Here is a 4,524-nt window from a genome sequence, read left to right as displayed (position 1 = left end):
GCCTTGCGGCAGCGACCAGCCGCGCGCCGCGAACGCGGCGGCGAGCGCCGGCGCGCGTGCGGCGATCACGCGCGGCGCACCGGTCCGCAAGGTGCCGGCATCCTCGCGCCGGAACGGCGTGGTGCCCGAGATCACGTACGTCGCGACGGCGCCGTCAATGGCATTGCCGAGCGCGGCGAGATGCGCCGCGGCGACATCGCGCGCGTCGATGCCGCGGTGCAGGCGGTAGACGGCCATGCGATTGGCCGCTTCCGGAAAGCAGCGCGACAGGCGCAGGATGCGCACCGCCGGTCCGCCGTGCTCCGCGGCTTCTGCGAGCACGCGTTCGGCGTCGAGCTTGGTGTGGTGATAGATCGTGAGCGGCGCCGGCACCAGGGTTTCGTCGACCCAGCCGGCACGGTCCGGCGGCGTCGCCGCGTCGCCGTACAGCGCGGTCGTGCTCGTGAAAACGATGCGGCGCAGACCGGCGGTCGCTGCCGCCTCGAGCAGCGCGCGCGTGCCGTCGACGTTGACGCGCCGGAATTCCGCATCGGGCAGATGGCCGACCTGCGGCGCGTGCAGCGCGGCGGTGTGCACAACGGCATCGATGCCGTCGAGTGCCCTGCGCAGCAGGCCCGGCGACAGCAGATCGCCGACGACGTCGGCCGTCGACGACGGACTGCGGTCGAGACCGCGCACGCGGATGCCGCGGCGCGACAGGGCGACACGGATCGCGCGGCCTATGCGTCCCGACGAACCGGTCACGAGCACGTTCATGCTGCTCTCCGTGGCGACGGATCAAGCATCGCACGACATTACGTCGATGCGGAGGCCGCGCGAGCGTCGTGCGAAACGGGCCGCGTCGTCCGCCGCCGTCCGGCATGCGTCGTCACTGGAGCAGCTCCAGCCGCTTCGCCGCGAGCGCCGCGAGGTACAGGCCGACACCGAACAGCGTGTGCGTCAGTACGGTCTGCGCGCGGACGCGCCAGGGTCGCGGCGTGCGCGACGCGGCGACGCCGGCGCCGAAGCCGGGCTGCAGCAGCAGGAACGGTGCCGCAGCGCTGGCGAGGCCGACCAGCAACGCCGGAGCGAGGGTCGGGTCGCTCAGCCAGCCGGCGCCGGCGACGACGAGCAGCGCCGCGGCGAACGCGACGCCGATCAGGTAATGCGCGGTCCAGCCGATCAGGCCTTCGCCGCGCACGGCATCGGCCGCGGCGATCGACGCGTGACGGAAACGTCCGCGCGGCAGATGCGCGAGCCAGCGACCGACCAGCGCATAGTCCAGCGCCGGAATGCCGAACAGCCGGCGGCGCAGCAGCGCCCAGGCGTCGATGAATACGGTGGCGGCCACGCCGAGCGGCACGGCGGCCGCGAACGGTTGCAGGCACTCAGACATGACGTACGTCCGTCGGCGCGCCGGCGCGCGCTTCGATGAGCCAGCAGGCGGCGGTGAAGCGGACGTCGTCGCCGTCGACGAAGCGGTCGAACGCGGCGCGCACGGTCGCGACCACGCGCGCGCGGGTCGCGTCGTCGGCGCCGCGCAGTGCAAGGCCGACCGGACCCAGGTGGCTCAGGTAGGTGATCAGCGACGATTCGGGCAGCCGGCAGACGAGGTCGACGGGCCTGAGCTCGACCTCGCGCCAGCCGGCCGATTCGAGGATGCCGCGCACGCGCGCCGCAGCGCCGAACGCGAACTGTCCGGGCGCATCGGCGCGCCGCGGCGGCAGCGCCGGCAACAGCGGAGCGGCCGCGCGTTCGGCCGTCGTCATGAACGGATTCTCCTCGGCGCCGCGCCAGGCGACGCAGCGCAGGAGCGCGCCCTCGCGCGCGGCGCGGCGCAGATTCGCGAACGCGGTTTCCGGCTCGTCGAAGAACATCACGCCGAAGCGCGAGACCAGCAGATCGAAGCTCGCCGGCGCGAACGCCCGGGTCTGCGCGTCGGCGCAGACGAAGCTCAGGCGCGCATCGGTCGTCGCGGCGACGGCGGCGGCGATCATGGGGGTCGAGACGTCGACGCCGACGCAGCGGCCGTCGGGTCCGAGGCACTGCACGATCGTGCGCGCGACCTTGCCGGTGCCGCAGCCGATGTCGAGCACCTGCGCGGCGCCGGCCGCGGCCGGCGTGTCGACGAGCAGGTCCTCGAACGGCTGCAGCATCGCGTCCAGCAGTTCCTGGTGGTCGACCCAGGCCTGTCCGGCCGGGCCGTTCCAGAGCGCGGCGGTGTCGTTGACGGGAGCGGCGGTGTCGTTCATCGGGTTTTCCTCGCAGTCCGGGAATTCGGCTGCGCTAGACTTTGCCAATTCAAGTCGACTTCAAGTCAAGCCCATGCAGGTTCTGGATATCGGCGAAGTCGCGCGGCGTTCCGGCATCAGCGCGTCGGCCCTGCGCTACTACGAGGAGAAAGGCCTGATCGCATCGGTCGGCCGCCGCGGCCTGCGCCGTCTGTTCGATGCGGGCGTGCTCGAGCGGCTGGCCCTGGTCGCGCTCGGGCAGGCCGCCGGTTTCTCGCTGGACGAGATCGCGCTGATGTTCGCGCCGGACGGCCGGCCGCGCATCGACCGTCGCGCGCTGGCGGCCAAGGCCGACGAACTCGACCGCACCTTGCGCCGGCTCGCCGCGATCCGCGACGGTCTGCGCCACGCGGCCGCCTGCCGCGCACCGAGCCACATGGAGTGCCCGACGTTCCGCCGCATCCTGCGCGCGGCCGCGAGCGGGGCCGTCGATGCTGCGCGACCGCGTCCGTCGCGTAGGACGGGCAAGGTGGTGCCGGCTCCGAACAACATCGGCAGCGTAGGCCGCCGGTCGGACCGCAGGAAGTAGGACGGTTGGTTCGATATGGACGGTGCCGCCGGCCGCCGCGTTTCAGACCGGTTGGGCGATCACGTATTGCTTGCGCCATTCCAGGCCGCGATCGGTCCAATCGCCGGCCCAGCGCGCGAGGGCTTCGCGCACCGGCGCATAGTCCTCGCCGTTGATGCGGCAGTCGGCATCGGTTTCGCCGTTGGCCTGGCGCATCACGAACAGTCGCGCGGGAATCAGGCGCCCTTGCAACAGCAATGCCTTGAATGCATCCAGCGATCGAGTGAACAGGCAGCAGTCGCAAAAGCCCGGATCTTCGCCTTCGGCCAGGCGAGACGGATCGTCGAGAAAATGATGGACGGGGCCGAACAGCACGCGATAGTTGCGCGGCGGCGTAGGCGCACCCGTGGTCGGATCGTTGGCCGGATCGGCGCTCCAGCTCATGGTCTGGCAGCGCTGCGGCGTTTCGTGCAGCGCATCGAGCAACACGACGAAATCCAGCAGATACCAATTCTCGAAGCCGCGGCGAAGGGCTTGTTCGGCATCGACGCCGTAGCCGAACTGATATTCGACGATGGGGGTGTCGCCGAGTTGCGGATGGCTCGCGGCGATCTGCGTGTCGCTGCGGCAATGGCCGTTGCGGTTCTCCATGCCGTCGAGCCGGAGGCTCAGCACGAAGCCTTCGACGCCCAGCGTCGCATCGCCGACCGTGACGGCGTGGCCGTGTTCGCGCAGCAGATCCGCGAGCACCGGTAGCGCCGCGGCCGCTTCTGTCGCCATCGGCGCCGCTTCCGCAGGAGCGAAGTTCGTCGAACCCCAGGTCACCGAAGTGATCGTGACCGGTACGTCAACCGCGGCGGTGGAGGCGGACAGCGAAAACGTCGCAGAGTCGAACGTCCGGGGCACGGATGTCCTGGACGCCGATGCGACAGATGTCGATGCCGGCGCCGTCGATTCTGTGGGCGGTGCCGCAGACCTGGGTTCCGCAGAGATTGCGGCAGCAGATTGTGTACGCGGTTTCGTTCCGAACCATCGGCTGAGCCAGCGCATGCGCGTTCTCCCGAAAAAGCGCACGGTAGACATTCGCTGCGGCGGAATCCACCGGCGCGCTACTGGTACGACAGACCAGCCTGGCTTGAGGCGGCATCGTCGGTGTCGCACTTGGCTGCATCGTTCCGGTTCCGGCAGCACTCGCTGCCCGGGGAATCGCGCGACGGCGGCAAAGCGGTGCTTCGACCAAAGTCGGATCTCCGCGAGGTCAACATCCGCGACGGCAGGCCTTGCTGTGCTTTCGCCGCGGTGCGGCGCCGGCTAACCTCGGCGCATGCTCAGGCAACTGCTCCGTTTCGGCGATTGCACGCTGGACATCGCCGCGCGCGAGCTGCGCCGTGCCGGCGAGCGCGTGGAACTGCCGCCGACCGTCTTCGACTGCATGACCTATCTGGTCGAGCATCGCGACCGCGCGGTCGGCCGCGACGAGCTCGTCGCCGCGGTCTGGGGCAAGACCAGCATCAGCGACACCATGCTCGGCAAGGCCGTGCTCGCGATCCGCCGCGCCGTCGGCGACGACGCCGAGCGCCAGACTGTACTGCGCACGGTGCCGCGCTTCGGCTATCACTGGGTCGCGCCGGTCGTCGCCGCAGTCGCCGAAACGCCGGCAGCGTCGGCGCCTGCGGCCGTCGCGACGCCTGCCGGCATCGGCGACATCGCCGCGGTGCCGGCGCCGTGGCCCGGCGCCTCGCCGGC

6 protein-coding genes are annotated in these 4,524 nt (G+C 71.0%); 2 read left to right on the top strand and 4 right to left on the bottom strand.

Going from position 1 to position 4,524, the window contains the following annotated elements:
- From NON22_RS20690 to NON22_RS20680, 3 genes are all read right to left on the bottom strand, one after another.
- Nucleotides 1-756 (bottom strand): NAD-dependent epimerase/dehydratase family protein (locus tag NON22_RS20690; protein WP_257388874.1); only part of this gene is annotated, 756 nt, incomplete at its 3' end.
- Between the two features lie 112 nt (nucleotides 757-868).
- Nucleotides 869-1,375: a DUF2938 domain-containing protein gene (locus tag NON22_RS20685; protein WP_257388873.1), complete on the bottom strand. Its 507-nt coding sequence runs from the start codon at nucleotides 1,373-1,375 to the stop codon at nucleotides 869-871.
- Nucleotides 1,368-2,231, bottom strand: a complete 864-nt coding sequence (locus NON22_RS20680; RefSeq protein ID WP_257388872.1) for a class I SAM-dependent methyltransferase — start codon at nucleotides 2,229-2,231, stop codon at nucleotides 1,368-1,370. Before NON22_RS20680 ends, NON22_RS20685 begins: the two co-directional genes overlap by 8 nt.
- Nucleotides 2,232-2,304: 73 nt before the next feature.
- Between NON22_RS20680 and NON22_RS20675 the strand changes: the two genes are divergently transcribed.
- Nucleotides 2,305-2,799, top strand: coding sequence for a helix-turn-helix domain-containing protein (locus NON22_RS20675; protein ID WP_343231953.1), 495 nt, complete (start codon nucleotides 2,305-2,307; stop codon nucleotides 2,797-2,799).
- A gap of 42 nt (nucleotides 2,800-2,841) precedes the next feature.
- Here NON22_RS20675 and NON22_RS20670 read toward each other — a convergent pair whose 3' ends face one another.
- Nucleotides 2,842-3,558, bottom strand: a complete 717-nt coding sequence (locus NON22_RS20670; RefSeq protein WP_257388871.1) for a DUF6348 family protein — start codon at nucleotides 3,556-3,558, stop codon at nucleotides 2,842-2,844.
- A 544-nt stretch (nucleotides 3,559-4,102) separates the two neighbouring features.
- On the opposite strand from NON22_RS20670, the gene NON22_RS20665 reads away from it, so the two are divergent.
- Nucleotides 4,103-4,524: winged helix-turn-helix domain-containing protein (locus NON22_RS20665; protein ID WP_257388870.1), on the top strand; the 422-nt coding region annotated here is incomplete at its 3' end.

Origin of the sequence: Tahibacter caeni (assembly GCF_024609805.1) — a bacterium.
GTDB classification, from domain to species: domain Bacteria; phylum Pseudomonadota; class Gammaproteobacteria; order Xanthomonadales; family Rhodanobacteraceae; genus Tahibacter; species Tahibacter caeni.
Note: the sequence above shows the minus strand (reverse complement) of the source record. Positions and strands in the feature narration are given on the sequence as shown.

Bases quoted from the DNA above. Each gene is read 5' to 3' on its own strand.
- NON22_RS20685 (WP_257388873.1), bottom strand. From the start codon at position 1,375: ATGTCTGAGTGCCTGCAACCGTTCGCGGCCGCCGTGCCGCTCGGCGTG.
- NON22_RS20675 (WP_343231953.1), top strand. From the start codon at position 2,305: ATGCAGGTTCTGGATATCGGCGAAGTCGCGCGGCGTTCCGGCATCAGC.
- NON22_RS20670 (WP_257388871.1), bottom strand. From the start codon at position 3,558: ATGGCGACAGAAGCGGCCGCGGCGCTACCGGTGCTCGCGGATCTGCTG.
- NON22_RS20680 (WP_257388872.1), bottom strand. From the start codon at position 2,231: ATGAACGACACCGCCGCTCCCGTCAACGACACCGCCGCGCTCTGGAAC.